This is a genomic window from bacterium, from assembly GCA_004299235.1.
In the GTDB taxonomy this organism is placed as follows: Bacteria; Chloroflexota; Dormibacteria; order Dormibacterales; family Dormibacteraceae; genus SCQL01.
The window spans coordinates 203,559-220,491 of record SCQL01000031.1 but is presented as its reverse complement, the minus strand read 5'-3'; the positions used below and the strand labels follow the sequence as shown (position 1 = coordinate 220,491).

Below are 16,933 nucleotides of genomic sequence, written 5' to 3'. Positions count from 1 at the left end.
GCCTCGCCCTGTGCGCAACCAGCTCCGCTTCATCCCCGGGTGGAAGCACCTCCTGCTGCTCGTCGCGCCGATCGCGCTCGGCCTCGGCACCCTGGCGGGGGCCTACGCCTACAGCTCGGCTGCCGCCGCGGCACCGGCTCCAGCCCAGCCTGCCGCCGCTGACGCGAGCCTCGAGGTGCCGCCTCCGGCGGGCCTGCTCGTGCACGTGATCGGAGCGGTCGCCAACCCGGGCCTCTACCGCCTGCCCCGCGGCGATCGGGTGTACGACGCCATCGCCGCCGCCGGCGGATTGAGCGCTGCCGCCGACCTCACCCGGCTCCCCAACCTGGCCGGCCGGCTCAAGGACGGCGAGCAGATCAAGGTCCCGTTCGCCAGGACCACTTCGGGTACGGCCACCTCCCGGACCAACCTCAACACTGCGACGCTCGACGAGCTGGCGGTCGTGCCCGGTTTCACCGAAGCCCTCGCCCAGGACGTGATCGACTACCGCACGAATTACGGTGGATTCCAGAGCACGCGCGAACTGGTCGACGTCCTGGGCATGAGCGAAGCCGACTACGTCATCGCCCGCCGCTTCCTTACCTTGTGATCGACGCCGAGAACACGACCGGCCTCGACTCGCTCAGTCGCTTTCCCGCGCTGCTCGTCGCTCTCTCGTGGTCGACCGCTCTTGCGGCGGCGGTCGTGATCGCGCCATCCAAGCCGGCCCTCGGCGCCATCGCCATCGCGCTCGCCCTGCCATGCCTGGCGGTCGCGTTCGCCGTCCGACCGGCGGTCATCGCCATCGGACTGGGGTTCGCCCTGCTGGCGGTGGGACGGGCGGAGCTACCCGCCACGGATCCCGGGACCCCCGCCCGTGCCGTTCTCCTCGCCGGCCGGACCGCCACGATCACCGGCCGTGTGGCCGATGACAGCCGTCCAGCCCCGGCCGGATCGGAGGTGCTGATCGAACCCGACAGCGTCGCCATCGGCACGTTGCCGGTCAGCGGCATCGGCAACCTGATGGTCCGCTGGCGGGGGCCGGCCGAAGCCGGCTTCGGCGATCACATCCAAGCGACCGGCAAGCTCACGCTGCCCCGCGACCTCCCGACATTCGATCGTCGCACCTACCTGGCGCAGCGCCACGTCTACCTGGAGCTCGCGGCGACGAGCTTCGACGTCGTCTCCGCCGGCTCCGGCATCACCGGTCTCCCGGGCTGGCTCCGAGCCCGATACACGGCAGCTCTCGACCAGGCGCTCCCCGCGCCTCACGCCGCGGTGCTGCTCGGCGTCGTTTTGGGCATACGCCAGGGCATCCCGCCGCGGCTGCAGAACGCCCTCATCGCCACCGGCCTCATCCACCTGCTCGTGCTCAGCGGCCTCAAGGTCGCCGTCTTCGCCCGCATCGCACAGGGCGCCCTCAAGCCGTTACTCGGACGTCACGCCACGTGGCCCGCGCTGGCTCTGATCGGCCTGTATGCGTTGGCCGGCGGGGCCACTCCCGCCGCCATGCGCGCCGCCGCGATGGGCGGGCTCGCGCTCGCCGCCTCGCGGCTCGGTCGCCCGACGCACGTCTGGACCTCGCTCGCGCTCACGGCCGCCGCCATGCTCGGCTGGCACCCCGAGCTGGCATGGAACGTCGGTTTCCAGCTCTCCTTCGCCGGCACCGCCGCCATCGTCCTGTTGACGCCCACAATCGAGAGGCGCCTCGGCTGGATGCCGGCGGCGCTTCGCGAGCCATTCGCGGTCACGTGCGCGGCCCAGGTTGGAACGCTGCCGATGATGGCGACCGACTTTCACGTCCTGTCTCCGATCGCGCCGCTCGCCAACGCCCTCGTCCTGCCCCTGCTGCCGGTGCTCGTCGGCGCTGGCCTGCTGGTCGGCGCCCTGTCCGTCGCTCCGGACCTCGCCCGCCTCGCCGCCATTCCACTGGCGGGAGTGCTCGCCTACCTGGAGCAGATCGCGTACGTGCTGGCCCGCGCCCCGGCCGCCGCCATCTCCGTCCCGAGCTTCCCGACCTGGGCCGGTCTCGCCTACTACGCGGGGGTGGGCCCGGGGATCGCCGGCGCCCGGGCCACGCACCGCCGACGCACGCTGGGCTTCGCCGCCGCCGCCGTCGCCCCCATCCTGATCTCGGCTGTCGCTCTCGGCCTCTGGGCGAACGCCCCGCCCCAGGCGGTCGTGATGGCGGTCGGCGACGGCCAGGCGGTCCTCTTGCGAGGACCGCACGGAGCGATGCTCATCGACGGCGGGCCGAGCCCGACCCGGCTCAAAGACGAGCTGGGAGCCCAATTGCCTCCCTGGCAGTCAAAGCTCGACGCCATCGCCATCACGGCGAACACTCTCGGGCACGTCGGCGGCCTCGCCGCCTTCGACCGGCCGGTCGCCAGAGCCCTCATCCCTGACGCACAGCTGACCGGCACCGCCTGGCGCACCGCTGCGCTCGAAGCTGTCGCCCGCGGCGCGTCAATCGTCCGGCTGCGAGCGGGCGACACCATCGCTGTGGCGGGATTCGAGCTCGAGGTTCTCGCGCCCGAGCCCGGCGCGCCCGGCGAACAGGCCGGAGCCGCCTATCTCGGCCTGCGGGTCGTTGCCCCGTCCGGTCGCAGCTTCTGCGACCTCAGCGACCTCGATCTCGACGCCCAGACCGTCGCCGCCGCCCGCATCTCCGGGTCCTGCACCTACCTCCTCCTTCCGGCCGGCGGCCGCAGCCGCCTGTCGCCGGACCTCGAGCGCGCCGCGGTCAACCCGACCACGCAGCTGATCGCCTCGCGCGCGTCCGGGCGGCTCGCCGCCGGCTTCCCGCCCAACGTCCTCCGCACCGACGAGGAGGGGACGATCACCGTGCCGATGTGAGGCCGACCCGATCGCGGGTACGATCGCAGGCGTGTCCCGACCGCCCAACCGTAAGCCGACCACCCTCCTGCTCCACGGCGAGGAGCGCTTTCTCATCGACGAGGCGGCGCGCTCGATCCTCGACGGCTGGCGCGGCGAGCTGGTCTCGGATTTCGGCTTCGAGACCCTCGAGGGCGCGGGCCTGGCGTCCGCGCGCCTGCAGGACTCGATCCTCCAGGCGCCGTTCCTCGACCCGTACCGCGTCGTCCATGTACGAGCGCTGCCCGCCAATCGCGCGGAAAGCCTCGCCTCCGCGCTGACCGAGATCCCGCCGACCACCCGGCTCCTGATCACCGTTGCCGGTCGCCTCGTCAGCACCCACAAGCTCGCCAAGGCCGTGGCCGCCGCCGGCGGCGCCGTCGAGGAGATGCAGCGCCTCAAGGGCCGCGCGCTCAGTGAATGGACGGCCAAAAGAGCTGTCGAGCACGGGCTCACCCCGGCCATCGCGGCCCAGGTCGTGCGGGTCACACCGGCCGACCTGACGATCATCGACTCCGAGCTGCGCAAGCTCGCCGCGTATAGGGCGTCCGGGTCCAAGCTCACCCCTGAGGCGGTCACCGAGCTGCTGGCCGGCGGCCGTGAGGCCGAGATCTTCAAGCTCACCGACAACCTGCTGCCACGCCCGACCGCGGAGGCTTTGAAGATCGCCCGGGACCTCACCCGCGGCGGGCTCCAGCCCACTTCGGTGGCCTACCGCATGGCCCGGCACGTCGCGCTGGTGCTCGAGGTCCGAGCGAGGCGGGATCGGGGCGAGACGCTGGCCCAGGTGCAGGACCAGATGTCCGAGCATCGCTTCGTCGTGCAGAAGGCTTACGACGCCGCCCAGCAGGCCGACCCGGAACGGCTGGAAGCCGCGCTGCGGGCGATCCGGGACTACGAGTGGGAGGTCAAGTCGGGGCAGATCGACGCCGAGCTCGGGCTTGACGTGCTGCTCACCCGCCTCTAGAAGGCGGAGGCGGCTACTTCTTGTTCTTGCTCGCGGCCTTGGCTGCCGGCGCCGCCGGCTTGGCGGCCGCAGCGGCTGCCTTCTTGCCTTTCGCGGCGGCGGCAGGGGCGATCGCCACCTTGGCCATCTGGCGAGTCAGCCGCGCCTTGCGCCGCGCCGCGTTGTTCGGGTGCAGGACGCCTTTCGCCGCCGCCCGGTCCAGCGCGCGCACCGCCTCGAGCGCCAGCGCGTGGCGATCGGACTCCGCGACCGGACCTTCGCTCAACGTCCGGCGCGCCTTGACCACCTTGGTCTTGACCTCGGACCGCACGGCGCGATTGCGCAGTGCACGTCGCACGCCCGACCGCGCCTGCTTCTTGGCAGACGCCGTTCGCTTAGCCACTTATCGATACCCGGAAGGACTTACGCACGAAGCTAGGATTATAGAGGCCAGTGGAGTTCGAGCTCAATGACCGGCGCCCGAAGGTGCACCCTGACGCCTACATCGCACCCACCGCCGTCCTCATCGGAGACGTCGAGGTCGAAGCCGGCGCCAGCGTGTGGTTTGGCGCCGTGCTGCGTGGTGATGAGGCCCTGATCAGGGTCGGCGAGGGCGCCAACATCCAGGACAACGCGGTCGTCCACTGCGCCAAGGACCTGCCGACGGTCATCGAGCGTGACGCCAGCGTCGGCCACTCCGCCCAGCTCGAAGGCTGCGTCGTCGAGCAGGGCGCGGTCGTGGGCATGGGCGCCACCATGCTGCAGCGCAGCCGCCTTGGCGCCGGCTCGATGCTCGCCGCGGGCGCGGTGCTCGGCGAGGGCAAGCAGGTGCCGCCCGGGCACATGGCCGCCGGTGTGCCGGCGACGATCAAGAAAGCGCTCGAAGGTTCATCCGGCACGTGGGTCGGCATCACGGCGCGGCATTACCGCGATCGAGCGGTCGCGTACCGAGCGAAGCTTCGACCCGTCGACCCACGGTGACGCTCGCGCTGCCTGCGCGGGCCAAGCTCAACCTTGACCTCGCCGTTCTCGGGCGCCGCGACGACGGCTTCCACGAGGTCCGCACCCGGCTGCAGGCGATCGACCTCCACGACCTGCTCGAGCTGGCGCCCTCGAATGAGACGGCCTTCTCGACCTCCGGGCTCGCGGTCACCGGCGCGGCCGAAAACTCGGTGCTCAAGGCGCACGCCGCCCTGGAGCAGGCCGCCGGCCGCGACCTGCCGACCCGTTTTCACCTGCACAAACGCATCCCGGCGGGAGCCGGTCTCGGGGGTGCAAGCTCCGATGCCGCCGCCGCCCTGCGCGGGCTCACCGCCCTCCACCGGCTCGCGATCGACATCACGCCGATCGCCCGATCGCTCGGCGCGGACGTCCCCTTCTTTCTCCAGGGCGGCGCCGCCCTGGCGGAAGGTCGGGGCGACCGCCTCACCGGGCTGCCGGCCGAGCCCGCATGCTTTGTCGTCGCCTGGCCGGGTATCGAACTCTTGACCGCGGCCGTCTACCGTGCATGGGACGAGGTGAAGGACGACCCCAGCGCTCCGAACCAGCTGTCGCGTGCCGCAGCCCATGCCGAGCCGCGGATCAAGGAGTTCGCCGCGCGCCTGGGCGAGGGCTGGCGGATGACCGGCAGCGGCTCGGCCTTCTTCCGGCGCTGCGGCGGTGGCGAGGAGGCTCGCCACGTGACCGCCTCCCTCGATTGCTGGACAGCGGTGACTCAGTCGATCGGGCCCTGGGCTTGATCCGGAAAACGGCGGCGGTGTGGGCCGGCAAGGCGACCGGCGCGCTGTCTCGCGTCAGCCGGCGCGGCGGCGGCACGACCCTGCCCGGAGACGTCGCCCGGGCCATCGACCGCCGCGTCCTCGCCAAGCTGTCACGGGACCTGGCGCACGGCTCGGTCGTCATCACCGGCACCAACGGCAAGACCACGACCGCGCGCCTCGTCACCTGGCTCCTCGAGGGCGCCGGGTACAAAGTCGTCTCCAACCGTGCCGGAGCGAACCTCATCTTCGGCGCCACCGCGGCCGCCATCGACGGCGCCGGGATCGACGGCAGGCTGCGCGCCGATTGGGGTGTGTTCGAGATCGACGAGGCGAGCCTGCCGCGCGCCGTGGAGGAGATTCAGCCCAGGGCCACCATCGTCCTCAACCTCTTCCGCGACCAGCTCGACCGCTACGGCGAGCTGGAGTCCGTCGCCAAGAAGATCGAATCGGCGCTCGGCGCGCTGCCGGATGGCAGCCGCGCCATCCTCAACGCGGACGACCCGCGCGTCGCCGAGATCGGCCTCGGCCTGGCCCGCGTGCCGCTCTGGTATGGGCTCGACGACACGAGCGCCGGCGCCCGCGAGCTGCCCCACGCCGCCGACGCGCGCACGTGCCCGAAATGCGGCGCGAGCCTGAGGTTCGACGCGGTCTACGCCGGCCACGACGGTCTCTACTCGTGCCCCAACGGTGACTTCGCCCGCCCGGCGCCGGAGGTGACCGCGACCCGCATCGAACTCGACGGTTTCGACCGCCTCGCGACCGAGATTCAGGGCACCCGCGTGGAGGTCCCGTTGGGCGGCCTCTACAACTGCTACAACGTGCTCGCCGCCTTCGCCACCGCCCGCACCCTCGGCCTGGAACCGTCCGCCATCGCCCTCCGCTTGCGCGGCTTCCGCGCCACCTTCGGACGCCAGGAACGCGTGGAGTTTCGCGGCCGCCACCTCAACCTGGTCCTCTCGAAGAACCCCGCGGGTTTCAATGAAGCCCTCCGCACCGCCGTGGACCTGGCCCGGGGCCACAGCTTCCTGATCGGCCTCAACGACCGCAAGGCCGACGGCGCCGACGTCTCGTGGATCTGGGACGTCGACTTCGAGCATCTGCGCGGCACCTCCAGCGCCGTCGTGCCGGCGGGAAACCGCGCCCACGATCTCGCCGTTCGCCTCAAGTACGCGGGTGTCGAAGCCGCGCCGCCCGAGACCGATCCCGGCCGGGCCCTCGACGCCCTCATCGAGGTCACGGCCGCGGGCGAGACCGCGCACCTCTTGTGCACCTACACCGCGATGCTCGACCTGCGGGCCGAGCTCGTCCGCCGCGGGTGGGCCAGGCCTTACTGGGAGACTTGAGACACGTGGCCCGAACCCCCGGCAAAAAGACATTCACCGTCGGCTGGCTGTACCCCGACCTCATGAACATCTATGGGGACCGCGGCAACATACTCACGCTGCTCAAACGGGCCGAATGGCGGGGCTACGAGCCAGAGCTGATCGAGCTGGGACGCGGCACCGTCGACCGCATGGACGAGGTGGACGTCTTCTTTTTCGGCGGCGGCCAGGACCGCGAGCAGGGGCTCGTGTATCAAGACCTGCTCGAGCTGAAGCAGCCGTCGCTCGAGCGTGCGGTCGCATCCGGCGCCGGGGTGCTCGCCGTGTGCGGCGGTTATCAGCTCCTCGGTGACTACTACCAGACCGCGGGCGGCGAGCGCTTTCCGGGCATCGGCATGATCGACGTGCGCACCGAGGCGGGCACGAAGCGCTTCATCGGCGACGTGGTCGTCGACCTGAGGTCTTCAGACCCCGCGGTCGGAGGCCTCAATCCGCCGACGCTGGTGGGTTTCGAGAACCACAGCGGGCGCACCTTTCTCGGCCCGAAGGCCAGGCCCCTCGGCAGGTTGCGCGTGGGATTCGGCAACAACGGGTCGGACGGCACCGAGGGCTGTCTACAGGGCGGCGTCCTGGGCACCTACCTGCACGGGTCACTGCTGCCGAAGAATCCACACCTCGCCGACCACCTGATCACGAGCGCGCTCAGCCGGCGCGGGGCCGTGGACCTTTCGCCGCTCGACGACTCCGCTGAGCTGGCCGCGCACGACCGGATCCTGCAGCGGGCCCAGAGCCGCTAGCCCGCACCGGTGTTTGGCCCGTAGCCTTCGCCGCGCCGTTGGATCGGGCGGTGACCCGCGGCGCCGTCAAGGCCTCTTTGAGCACCTGGTCGATCGACTCCACCATCACCAGCTGCATCTCTTTGCGCAGGTCCGCCGGAATGTCGTCGAGGTCGGCCTCGTTGCGTGTCGGGAGCACGACCCGCCGGATGCCGGCGCGGTGGGCCCCCAGCACCTTCTCCTTGATGCCGCCGATCGGCAGCACCCGCCCGCGCAGAGTGATCTCACCGGTCATCGCCACGTCGTCGCGAACCGGACGTCCGGTCAGGATGGAGGCCATCGCGGTCAGGACCGTGACCCCGGCGGACGGGCCCTCCTTCGGCTGTGCCCCCGCGGGCACGTGCACGTGGATGTCGTTCTGGTCGAACAGTGTCGGGTCGATGCCGATGTCCGCGGCGCGCGCCTTCAGGTAGGACAGCGCGGCCGCCGCCGACTCCTTCATCACCTCGCCCAGCTGGCCCGTGAGCTTCAGCTCTCCCTTTCCCGGCGTCAACGCCGCCTCGACGAAGATGATCTCGCCGCCGGTCGGGGTCCACACCAACCCGGTCGCCACGCCGGGCCGGTCGATGCGCTCCGCCACGTCGTCGTAAAACCGCCGCTTGCCCAGCGCCGCGCGCACGCGTTTCAGATCGTCTGCGGCTCGTCGTCGCCGCTTGCCCACCGCGATCTCCGCCACGTCGCGCCGCATCACGGACGCGATCTCCCGCTCGAGGTTGCGCACCCCCGCCTCGCGTGTGTAGTGGCGGATGATCAATCGCACGGCGTCTTCCGAGACACTGACCTCGCCCGGCCTCAGCCCATGCGCCAACAGCTGCTTGGGAACCAGGAAACGTTGGGCGATCTGCACCTTCTCCTCTTCCGTGTAACCGGAGAGGTTGAGCACCTCCATCCGGTCGCGCAGCGCGGGTGGGATCGTCTCCAACGAATTGGCGGTGGTGATGAACATCACCTTCGAGAGGTCGAACGGGACGTCGAGGTAGTTGTCGCGAAAGTCCCTGTTCTGCTCCGGATCCAGAACTTCGAGCAGTGCGGATGACGGGTCGCCGCGCCAGTCCGCCCCGATCTTGTCCACCTCGTCGAGCATGAACACGGGGTCATTCGACTCGGCGCGCCTGATCGCCTGCAGGATGCGTCCGGGCATGGCGCCGATGTAGGTGCGGCGGTGGCCGCGGATCTCCGCCTCGTCGTGCACCCCGCCGAGCGACGCGCGCGCAAACTTGCGGCCCATCGCCCGCGCGATCGACTGGCCCAATGAGGTCTTGCCGACGCCCGGGGGTCCGACGAAGCACAGGATCGGCTCCCGCCCGTGGTCGGTCGAGCCGCGCTGCTGCTTCAGCCGCCGCACCGCCAGGTGCTCGACGATGCGCTGCTTGACCTTGTCCAGGTCGTAGTGGTCGTCGTCGAGGATCGAGCGCGCCTTGGCCACATCCACCTCGCCGCCGGTGGACGTGTTCCACGGCAGCGAGACGATGAGCTCGAGGTAGGTGCGGATCACCGACGACTCCGGCGACGCGCTCGGGATGCGCTCCAGCCGCGCGATCTCGCGATCCGCCTCGCGCCGCGCCTCCGGCGGCAGGCCCGCCTTCTCGATGCGCTCGCGCAGCTCGATCAGCTCTCCGTGCTCGCTGTCCAGCTCACCCAACTCGCGCTGGATCGCCTTCAGCTGCTCGCGCAGGAAGTACTCGCGCTGGGCCTTGCCCATCTGCTCTTCGGCCTGCGACTGGATCTTGCGTCCGAGCTCGAGCACCTCCAGCTCGTGCGCCATGTGACCCAGCAGCCGCTCGAGCTTGGACTTGGCGGAGTCCATCTCGAGGATCTCCTGCCGCTGCTCGGTCGCGAGCCGGATGTGGTTGGCGATGTAGTAGGCGAGGTGCAGCGGGTCGTCGATCGCCCCCGCCGCGCTCGACAGCTCGGCGGGCAGGTGCGGCGCCAGGGTGACGAGCTGCTGGAAAGACGAGATCGAGCGCCGCATCAGCGCCTCGCGCTCGAGCGACAGGATCGACTCCGTCGCCTCGGGCAGCATCTCCACGGCGCACGTGAGATAGGGCTCCGCCGACAGCGCCTCGGTCAGCTTGATCCGGCGCAGCCCGAGGACCGCCAGCTGCACCGTGCCGTCCGGCAGCTTGAGCATGTGCTGCACGCGCACCAGCGCGCCGACGTGGTGGATGTCCGCGAACCCGACCTCCTCGGCCGACTCGTCGAGCTGCGTGGCGACCGCGATGTGACGCTCGGCGCCGGTGAGGTCCTCGAGCAGCTGGAGCGATCGCTTGCGGCCGACCGAGAGGGGGATGAAGATGCGCGGAAAGACCACCGTCGACTTGAGCGGCAGCACCGGGAGATGGGAGGGGACTGCCCCCTCCAGGTTCGGCGCGGGTACCTCACTCACAGCGCGATGCTAACCCCTGCCTCCCCGCCTCCGCATGGATCTCCGCGCGCCGGCGCGAGCGCCGAAGCGCCGGTGGATGGAATCGAGTCCGCGGAGGCCGCCCGTATAATTTCGCCAGCCCGGAAGGGCTGGATTTTGAGCCAAGCGCTAACGGCCGTCATACTCGCCGCCGGATACGGCACCCGCATGCGGTCGCGTATTCCGAAAGTCCTCCACCCGATCTGCGGCCGGCCCATGATCGACTGGGTCCTCGAGGCGGTCACCCAGGCCGGCGCCGGGCACGTCAAGGTGATCGCCAACCCGCAGCACGCCGAGGTCGCCGCCCACCTGGAGTCGCGATGGAGCAATCCCTCCCGCCATCGACAGGGAAGTGAGGGTGAGGGGCCTGGCGCCGCGGCGGTGGAAGTCGTCTACCAGCGCGAGCCCAAGGGCACGGCGCACGCGCTGCGGCAGATCCCGGCTGACCAGCTCGTCGGCGCCGAGGTCCTTGTCGTCAACGGCGATTCGCCCCTGCTCATGGCGGCGACGATCCAAAGGATCATCCACGCTCACCGCACCGCCGGCACGCCCGCGACCATCGCCAGCGTCGAGGACCCGGCCCGCAACGACGGCCGCGTCATCCGCGCCAAGGACGGCTCGCTCGAGCGCATCGTCGAGCGCCAGGACGCGACCGATGAGATCCGGGCGAACGTCCATGAGATCAACGTCGGCGTCTATTGCTTTGACGGCGCCAGGTTATTCGACGCTCTCCAACAAATCGGCAACGACAACCAGGCGGGCGAGTACTACCTCACCGACGTCTTCCCGCACCTGAAGCCGGTGACGGTCGTGCGGCTGGACGATCCCAACGAGGCCATGGGCGTCAAGGACCGCACCCGCCTGGCCGCCGCCACCGCCGTGCTCCAGAAACGCATCCTCGACCAGCTCATGCTCGAAGGGGTCACCATCGTCGACCCCAACAGCACCGTCGTCGACGCCACCGTGACCGTCGGCCAGGACACCGTCATCGAGCCCTTCTCGGTGCTCAAGGCGGATACCAGGATCGGCGCCGACTGCCGCATCGGGCCGCACGTGCACATCGAGGGCGTGACGATCGGCGACCGCTCCGACTGCGGCCCCTTCGTCAAGCTGCGACCCGGCACCGAGATCGCGGAGGACGTCCACATCGGCAGCTTTGCCGAGCTCGTCCGGACGAAGGTCGGGCGCGGCAGCAAGGTGCCACACGTCTCCTACCTCGGCGACACCGACCTGGGCCGAAACGCCAACATCGGGGCCGGCACGATCACCGCCAACTTCGACGGCACGAACAAGAACCGCACCCAAATCGGCGACGGCGCCTTCGTCGGCGTGGACACGATGCTGGTCGCTCCCGTCAAACTTGGTAGGGAAGCCCGCACGGGCGCGGGTTCGGTGGTGACCAAGGACGTGCCTGACGGGGCGACAGTGGTCGGAGTTCCCGCTAGGGTGGTACGGAGGAAAATCGTGAACTCGGAAGCTGATTCGGAGCCCAACTCGAACACCAATTCGGAATCCCAGTGATAGGGAGGCTGCAGACCGCCGTGGAGTACGCCGGGGAAGAGGCCTCGCCCTGGGGCGGCCTCAAGCTCATCGCGGGCACGGCCAACCCGAATCTGGCGGGTCGCATCTCCGACAAGCTCGAAGTGCCGCTGACGGATGCCCGGCTCAGGCGCTTCGCCGACGGCGAGATCAACGTCAAGATCGAGGACTCGATGCGCGGGCACGACGTGTTCGTGATCCAGCCCACCGGACCGCCGGTGAACGAGCACCTCATGGAGCTGTTCATCATCCTGGACGCCCTGCGCCGCGCCTCGGCCGGCCGGGTCACGGCCGTCGTGCCTTACTACGGCTACGCGCGCAAGGAGCGCAAGACGCAGCCCCGGGAGCCGATCACGGCCAAGCTCATCGCGAACTTCATCACGCTCGCGGGCGCCGACCGGCTGCTGCTGCTCGACCTGCACGCCGAAGCCATCGAGGGCTTCTTCGACGTGCCCACGGACCATCTGTCGCCGCACCGGATCTTCGCCGACTACCTGCGCACGCTCAACCTTCGGCACCTCACGGTCGTGGCGCCCGACGCCGGCGGCGGTCGCCGGGCCGAGGCCGTCGCCAACCAGCTGCAGGCGCCGATCGCGTTCGGTTACAAGCGCCGGCCGCAGGACGACCAGTCGGAGGTGATCGCGGTCTCAGGTGACGTGAGGGGACACGACTGCGTCGTGGTCGAGGACATCATCACCACCGGCGGCACCATCGCCAAGGTCGCGCAGGCGCTGCGCGTGCAGGGCGCGAACAAGGTGCTGGTCGCGGCCACCCACCCGGTTCTCACCGGAGACGCGGTGGAGAGGCTGAAGAAGGCGGACGTGGAAGAGGTCATCGTGACGGACTCCGTCCCCATCCCATCTGAGAAGCTCGGCCCGCCCATCACGGTGCTGTCGGTGGCACCTCTACTTGCTGAGGCGATCATCCGGGTGCACGAGAACCGGAGCGTCAGCGAGCTCTTCAGATAATCCCCTCGTCATGACCACCCAGGAATTGATCGAGCTCATCGTCCTCGTCGTCTGCTTCTTCGTGGCCGCCCTCGCCAGCGGCACCGAGACCGCGCTCACCTCGGTCGGCCGCCTGCGCGTTCGCTTCCTCGCGGAGCAGGGGAGCAAGGCGGCCACCATCCTGCAGCGCCTGCGCGCGGATCCGAATCGCTTCCTCTCGACGGTGCTCTTCACCAACACCCTGGCGCTCATCGTCGCCTCGACCGCGACCGCGCTCCTCAGCGATTCGATGTTCACCCGCTGGGGCGTGCCCGCGACCTGGCGCCTGTGGCTGACGCTGCTGGTGTCGCTCGCGCTGTCGGTCGTCCTGCTCATCGCCGCCGAGGTCACGCCGAAGACGCTCGCCATCGCCCACGCGGAGCGTGTGGCGCTCGCGGCGGCGGGTCCCGTCGACCGCATGGCGGGCTTTCTGGGCCCCATCCTGTGGGCGGTCACGATCATCTCGCGGGGCATCACCGGCGGCCGAGCCGCACGAGCCCCATACCTCACCGAGGAGGAGCTCGTCACCCTGCTGCACGTCTCGGAGGAGCAGGGGGTGATCGAGGAGCAGGAGCACCAGATGATCCACGGCATCATCGAGATCGGCGACAAGACGGTGCGCGAGATCATGGTGCCCCGCACCGACATCGTGGCGGTGGAGCGGAGCGTCCCGCTCAAGGACATCGTCAGGCTCTTCAAGCAGCACCGCCACACCAGGATGCCGGTGTACGAGGGCGACATCGACCACGTCATCGGCCTGATCCACACCAAGGACCTGCTGCTGTTCTACACGCTGTCGAGCTCGCAGAAGTTCGACATGGACAAGGTCCTGCGGCCGATCGAGTTCACGCCCGAGCAGAAGAAGGTCGACGAGCTGCTGAACGAGATGCGGACCAAGAAGGTGCACATGATGATCGTGGTCGACGAGTACGGCGGCACGGCGGGGTTGGTGTCTCTGGAGGACCTGCTCGAGGAGATCGTGGGCGAGATCCGCGATGAGTACGACACCGCCGAGGAGGAGCAGCTGGTCATCCTCAACGACCACGAGGCGCGGGTCCACGCCACCTTCCCTCTCGAGGAGCTCAACTCACGACTCGGGCTGGCGATCGAGGAGTCGGGCGACTACGACTCGGTGGGCGGCTACGTCCAGGCGGTGCTGGGCAAGATCGCCGTCGCCGGCGATTCGTTCAAGGGCGCGCGAGCCCGATGGGCGGTGGAGAAGGTCAAGGGCCGGCGCATCGAGACCATCCGGCTCGCGGCGGATCTGCCCTGGCCCGCCGAGACGCTCGTCGCCTCCGGCCTCGCGCATCCCGCCCAATCCGATGCGCGCGACGGCAACGGCGAGGCCGTGGAGGACGAGACTGGCCACCTATCGTGACCGCGCCGTCGTGCTTCGCAAGCTCGACTACGGCGAGGCCGACCGCATCTTCACGCTGCTGACGCGCACGCACGGCAAGGTGGGTGCGATCGCCAAGGGCGTGCGGCGCCCGGAGAGCAAGCTCGGCCCGTCGCTGGAGCTGTACGGCCACGTCGACGTGCTGCTGGCGAAGGGTCGAGGCGCCCTGGACGTCGTCGCCCAGGTGCAGCGCGTGCCCGGGCTGCGGATCACGGGCGACGTGGAGCGCATGTCGCACGCGGCCCTGATCGCGGAGCTGGCGGAGCGGGTGTGCGAGGACCGCCACCCGGTCGATGGCGTGTACGAGCTGGCGGTGATGGCGCTCGACGAACTGGCCCGCGAGACGGAGCCACGGCGGGCGTCGGCGTACTTCCTGATGGCGGCCCTGGACCTGCTCGGGTACGCGCCGCGGCTCACCTCGTGCGCGTCGTGCGAGGGGCCGCTGGCGGCGATGCCGGCGGCGTTCAGCGCGGTCGCGGGTGGGTTCCTGTGCGAGCGTTGCGCGCTGCCGTCGATGCCGCCGGTCCCGCTGGCCGCGATCAAGGTGCTGAGGCTGATGGCGAACGGAGACCTGGAAACGTACCGGCGTTTGAAGCTGGACCCGTCGCTGATGGCCGCGATCGAGGGCGTCTTGACCATGCAGCTGGAGCATCACCTGGACCGCCGCCTGAAATCGCTACAGTTCCTGCACCAGATGAGAGGCACAATCACGTCGCCGCTCGGCGGGGGAAGGGTCGGGGGACCCGAGCTCTGACCGTCTCGCGAGAGCAGCTGATGGACAAGGTCGTCGCCCTGACGAAGCGGCGCGGCTTCATCTACCCGTCGAGCGAGATCTACGGTGGACTGTCGGGCTTCTACGACTACGGCCCGTACGGTGTCGCGCTGAAGCGGGCGATCCGGGACCTGTGGTGGCGCCACATGGTCGACCTGCGCGACGACGTGGTGGGCCTGGACTCGACTTTGATCATGCCGTCCGAGGTGTGGGCCGCGTCAGGCCACCTGACCAACTTCGTCGACCCCCTCCGCCAATGCCTGGGGGAGTGCAAGAGGCGCTGGCGCGCCGACCATGTCACGGGCGACAGGTGCCCGGAATGCGGCGGCCAGCTCGACGAGGCTCGCATGTTCAACCTCATGTTCAAGACCCATGTCGGCCCCGTGGAGGACACCTCGTCGGCGGTCTACATGCGGCCGGAAACGGCGCAGGGCATGTTCGTGGACTTCAAGAACGTCCTGAACTCGTCCCGCGTGCGGGTCCCGTTCGGCATCGCACAACAGGGCCGGGCCTTCCGCAACGAGATCACGCCTGGCAACTTCGTGTTCCGGGTGCGCGAGTTCGAGCTGATGGAGATGGAGTACTTCGTCGAACCGGACCATGACGAGGAGTCTTTCAAGTACTGGCGCGAGACCCGGATGTGCTGGTACAAGGACGTGCTGGGCATCAACCCCGAACGCCTGCGTTTCTACGACCACCCACGGGCAAGCCTGTCGCACTACTCGAAGCAGACCACCGACATCGAGTACGACTTCCCGTTCGGCTGGGGGGAGCTGGAGGGGATCGCGGACCGCACCGACTTCGACCTCCGCGTGCACCAGGAGGGGTCGAAGGTGGACCTGACCTACCTGGACCCCGTGACCAACCAGCGTTATCTGCCCTGGGTCATCGAACCGGCCGTCAGCGTGGACCGGATCTTCATCACGCTGCTGCTGGACGCCTACGACGAGGACGTGGTCAACAACGAGCCGCGGGTGGTCCTGCGCCTGCACCCGAACGTGGCGCCGGTGCAGGTGGCCGTGGTGCCGTTGTCCAAGAAAGAGGACCTGATCAAGGTCGCGCGCGAAGTCCGCACCTCGCTGCAGGGCCGGTTCAGGGTGGAGTACGACCAGACCGGCGGCCATATCGGCCGGCGCTACCGCCGCCAGGACGAGATCGGCACGCCGTTCTGCGTGACCATCGACTTCGACACCCTGAACGACCAGGCGGTCACGATCCGGCAGCGCGATTCAACCGAGCAGGAGCGGGTGGGAATCGCCGAGCTGCCCGCCCGTGTGGGCCAGCTGATCGGCTGAGCGGCCGTCAGCCTGTCGATCCGGGTCCCGCTCACTGCCCGACGACTCGGATCGTCCAGAAGTCCGACGACAGGCCGCTCTGGATCAGGTACGCGTAGGGCAGGGTGAAATACCCCTTCATGCCCCACGCCGAGCCCCACGAGTTGCGCACCACGAACCATCCGCTCGCGTCGTCGTAGCCCACCGCCATCACGGCGTGCCCGCCCACCGGCCGCTCGCCCCAACTCGGCATGGGCGCATGGCCGGTCCGCGCGACCGCCGGGCTCTCGAAGCTCTCGTAGACGGTGAAACCGAAAACGAAGGGGTAGCCCGACGCCAGGCAGCCCTTCATCTGGTTCAGGTCCTGGACGAGGCTCTGATATGACACCGCGCGGTCCAGCGTCGCGTCCTTGTACGCCTTGGTCGGCGGTTTGGCGGCGAACTTGGCGATGTCATAGGGCCACTCGGGTTCGGGGCATACGCCCTGGCTCGCCACCGTCTTGATGCCGTCGCGGATCTGCGCTCCGCTGTCCGAGCGCACCGTGCCCTCGATGACGCGTTCGTTGTAATAGATGAACAGGCGCGACGGCACGAAATCCGCCAGCTTCTGCTTCATGCGATCGAACTCGATCGCGGCTCCGATGGCGTTGGCCGTGCAGCTGCCCAGCATCCCCTGGTCGTAGACCGCGGGGCACTGCGCCCGCAGGTCGGCCGCGGGCGGGAGAGCGACGAGGAACTGTGGCGGAGCGGCGTACAGGTGGTCGCGCTGGTCCGGCTGATCGGGAATCCAGCCGTAGCGGGCGATCTTGCGCGGTTCGGTCATCTGATTACCCCCTTCAAAACGG

Annotated in this window: 15 protein-coding genes; 12 read left to right on the top strand and 3 right to left on the bottom strand. The window is 69.5% G+C overall.

What is annotated here, in order from left to right:
- The first annotated feature begins 10 nt into the window (after nt 1-10).
- Genes EPN29_11510 through holA form a run of 3 tightly spaced genes read left to right on the top strand, consistent with a single transcriptional unit; the run spans nt 11 to nt 3,820 of the window.
- On the top strand, nt 11-589 hold the full coding sequence (locus EPN29_11510; GenBank protein ID TAN31830.1) for a ComEA family DNA-binding protein: 579 nt from the start codon (nt 11-13) through the stop codon (nt 587-589).
- Entirely contained in the window at nt 586-2,835 is a 2,250-nt protein-coding gene (locus EPN29_11505; protein ID TAN31829.1) for a DUF4131 domain-containing protein, read from the top strand. The genes EPN29_11510 and EPN29_11505 overlap by 4 nt, the downstream gene beginning before the upstream one ends.
- Before the next feature lie 10 nt (nt 2,836-2,845).
- Nucleotides 2,846-3,820: a DNA polymerase III subunit delta gene (gene holA, locus EPN29_11500; protein TAN31828.1), complete on the top strand. Its 975-nt coding sequence runs from the start codon at nt 2,846-2,848 to the stop codon at nt 3,818-3,820.
- Between the two features lie 13 nt (nt 3,821-3,833).
- On the opposite strand, the gene EPN29_11495 is transcribed toward holA, so the two are convergent.
- A complete protein-coding gene (locus EPN29_11495; protein TAN31827.1) occupies nt 3,834-4,202 on the bottom strand; it encodes a 30S ribosomal protein S20 in 369 nt (122 codons plus the stop codon).
- A gap of 50 nt (nt 4,203-4,252) precedes the next feature.
- Here EPN29_11495 and EPN29_11490 point away from each other — a divergent pair, with 50 nt between their 5' ends.
- The 4 genes from EPN29_11490 (at nt 4,253) to EPN29_11475 (ending at nt 7,678) form a co-directional block, all read left to right on the top strand.
- The gene (locus tag EPN29_11490) at nt 4,253-4,780 is read left to right on the top strand and encodes a gamma carbonic anhydrase family protein (GenBank protein TAN31826.1); all 528 of its coding nucleotides are present in this window, start codon (nt 4,253-4,255) and stop codon (nt 4,778-4,780) included.
- Nucleotides 4,513-5,538 (top strand): hypothetical protein, encoded by a 1,026-nt coding sequence (locus EPN29_11485; protein ID TAN32003.1) that lies wholly within the window; start codon nt 4,513-4,515, stop codon nt 5,536-5,538. Before EPN29_11490 ends, EPN29_11485 begins: the two co-directional genes overlap by 268 nt.
- Nucleotides 5,250-6,902, top strand: coding sequence for a Mur ligase family protein (locus EPN29_11480; GenBank protein TAN31825.1), 1,653 nt, complete (start codon nt 5,250-5,252; stop codon nt 6,900-6,902). Before EPN29_11485 ends, EPN29_11480 begins: the two co-directional genes overlap by 289 nt.
- A gap of 62 nt (nt 6,903-6,964) precedes the next feature.
- Nucleotides 6,965-7,678, top strand: coding sequence for a glutamine amidotransferase (locus EPN29_11475; GenBank protein ID TAN32002.1), 714 nt, complete (start codon nt 6,965-6,967; stop codon nt 7,676-7,678).
- Here EPN29_11475 and lon read toward each other — a convergent pair.
- Complete coding sequence (gene lon / locus EPN29_11470) at nt 7,584-10,103, bottom strand: endopeptidase La (GenBank protein TAN31824.1); 2,520 nt, start codon at nt 10,101-10,103, stop codon at nt 7,584-7,586. The genes EPN29_11475 and lon overlap by 95 nt on opposite strands.
- Here lon and glmU point away from each other — a divergent pair.
- The 5 genes from glmU to EPN29_11445 are packed head-to-tail and all read left to right on the top strand — an operon-like array spanning nt 10,056 to nt 16,109.
- Nucleotides 10,056-11,642: a UDP-N-acetylglucosamine diphosphorylase/glucosamine-1-phosphate N-acetyltransferase gene (gene glmU / locus EPN29_11465; GenBank protein ID TAN31823.1), complete on the top strand. Its 1,587-nt coding sequence runs from the start codon at nt 10,056-10,058 to the stop codon at nt 11,640-11,642. The genes lon and glmU overlap by 48 nt on opposite strands.
- A gap of 20 nt (nt 11,643-11,662) precedes the next feature.
- Complete coding sequence (locus tag EPN29_11460) at nt 11,663-12,628, top strand: ribose-phosphate pyrophosphokinase (protein ID TAN31822.1); 966 nt, start codon at nt 11,663-11,665, stop codon at nt 12,626-12,628.
- Nucleotides 12,629-12,638: 10 nt separating this feature from the next.
- On the top strand, nt 12,639-14,024 hold the full coding sequence (locus tag EPN29_11455; GenBank protein ID TAN31821.1) for an HlyC/CorC family transporter: 1,386 nt from the start codon (nt 12,639-12,641) through the stop codon (nt 14,022-14,024).
- A complete protein-coding gene (gene recO, locus EPN29_11450) occupies nt 13,969-14,796 on the top strand; it encodes a DNA repair protein RecO (GenBank protein TAN31820.1) in 828 nt (275 codons plus the stop codon). Before EPN29_11455 ends, recO begins: the two co-directional genes overlap by 56 nt.
- A gap of 20 nt (nt 14,797-14,816) precedes the next feature.
- A complete protein-coding gene (locus EPN29_11445; GenBank protein TAN31819.1) occupies nt 14,817-16,109 on the top strand; it encodes a glycine--tRNA ligase in 1,293 nt (430 codons plus the stop codon).
- A gap of 31 nt (nt 16,110-16,140) precedes the next feature.
- Here EPN29_11445 and EPN29_11440 read toward each other — a convergent pair whose 3' ends face one another.
- A complete protein-coding gene (locus EPN29_11440) occupies nt 16,141-16,911 on the bottom strand; it encodes a peptidase (protein ID TAN31818.1) in 771 nt (256 codons plus the stop codon).
- Between the last annotated feature and the right edge of the window lie 22 nt (nt 16,912-16,933).

Bases quoted from the DNA above. Each gene is read 5' to 3' on its own strand.
- EPN29_11480 (TAN31825.1), top strand. From the start codon at position 5,250: ATGCTTTGTCGTCGCCTGGCCGGGTATCGAACTCTTGACCGCGGCCGT.
- EPN29_11475 (TAN32002.1), top strand. From the start codon at position 6,965: ATGAACATCTATGGGGACCGCGGCAACATACTCACGCTGCTCAAACGG.
- glmU (TAN31823.1), top strand. From the start codon at position 10,056: ATGGGAGGGGACTGCCCCCTCCAGGTTCGGCGCGGGTACCTCACTCAC.
- EPN29_11455 (TAN31821.1), top strand. From the start codon at position 12,639: ATGACCACCCAGGAATTGATCGAGCTCATCGTCCTCGTCGTCTGCTTC.
- recO (TAN31820.1), top strand. From the start codon at position 13,969: ATGCGCGCGACGGCAACGGCGAGGCCGTGGAGGACGAGACTGGCCACC.
- EPN29_11445 (TAN31819.1), top strand. From the start codon at position 14,817: ATGGACAAGGTCGTCGCCCTGACGAAGCGGCGCGGCTTCATCTACCCG.
- EPN29_11440 (TAN31818.1), bottom strand. From the start codon at position 16,911: ATGACCGAACCGCGCAAGATCGCCCGCTACGGCTGGATTCCCGATCAG.